The following is a 1,319-nucleotide window of genomic DNA, read 5'->3' on the forward strand; positions in this document are numbered from 1 at the left end:
GCAAGCGGGGTCGGTACATCCACCGACCAACTGCCATCTGCAAGTACTGTCGCCGTTAAGGTTTGTATATCACCATTGGCATCGGTGACTGTAATGCTCACCAACCCACCTATTTCATCACTGCTACCAGTGATGGTAGGCGTGCTGTCGTTGCTATCAGTCAACGGGTTGATATCAACCGTCGGTGCAAGAGTATCGATCACCCCACCATTTTCTGTGTCACTGGCGGTATTGCCGGCGGCATCGGTGACACTAGCATCCACTTGGAATGCGCCTTCTGCAAGTGGGATCGGTACATCCACCGACCACGTACCATCAGCCAGTACCGTCGCAGTTAAAGTTTGCACCGTGCCGTTAGCATCTGTCACAGTGATACTTACCAGTCCACCAATTTCATCACTACTACCAGTAATGGTAGGCGTGCTATCGCTCGTTGCAGCAAGCGGATCAATATCAAAGCTTGGCGCTTGAGTGTCAATTACTCCGCCGTTTTCAGTATCAGACGCGGTATTACCTGCCGCATCAGTGACGCTGGCATCCACTTGGAATGCGCCCTCTGCAAGCGGCGTCGGTATATCCACCGACCACGTACCATCTGCCAGTACCGTCGCGATTAAGGTTTGTACTGCCCCCGTCGCATCAGTGACGATGACACTGACGAGACCACCAATTTCATCACTGCTACCAGTGATGGTGGGCGTGGTATCGTTCGTTGCAGCAAGTGGATCAATATCAAAAGTAGGCGCTTGGGTGTCAATTACTCCGCCGTTTTCAGTATCAGACGCGGTATTACCTGCCGCATCAGTGACACTGCCATCCACTTGGAATGCGCCCTCTGCCAGCGGCGTCGGTACATCCACCGACCAAGTGCCATCAGCTAATACCGTCGCGGTTAAGGTTTGTACTGCGCCAGTGGCATCAGTGACAATCACGCTGACGAGTCCACCAATTTCATCACTGCTACCAGTAATCGTTGGCGTGGCATCGTTCGTTGCAGCAAGTGGAACAATATCAAAAGTAGGCGCTTGGGTGTCAATTACTCCGCCGTTTTCAGTATCAGACGCGGTATTACCTGCCGCATCAGTGACGCTGGCATCCACTTGGAATGCGCCCTCTGCAAGCGGCGTCGGTATATCCACTGACCACGTACCATCTGCCAGTACCGTCGCAGTTAAAGTTTGCACCGCACCGTTTGCATCAGTGACGATGACACTGACGATGCCACCGATTTCATCACTGCTACCGGTGATGGTTGGCGTGGTATCGTTCGTTGCAGCAAGTGGATCAATATCAAAAGTAGGCGCTTGAGTGTCAATTAC

General features: G+C 52.5%; 1 protein-coding gene. It reads right to left on the reverse strand.

What is annotated here, in order from left to right; genetic code table 11:
- Positions 1–1,319 (reverse strand): Ig-like domain-containing protein (locus H5158_RS22525; RefSeq protein ID WP_182740964.1); only part of this gene is annotated, 1,319 nt, incomplete at both ends.

Origin of the sequence: Pseudoalteromonas sp. SR45-6 (genome assembly GCF_014163545.1) — a bacterium.
In the GTDB taxonomy this organism is placed as follows: domain Bacteria; phylum Pseudomonadota; class Gammaproteobacteria; order Enterobacterales; family Alteromonadaceae; genus Pseudoalteromonas; species Pseudoalteromonas rhizosphaerae.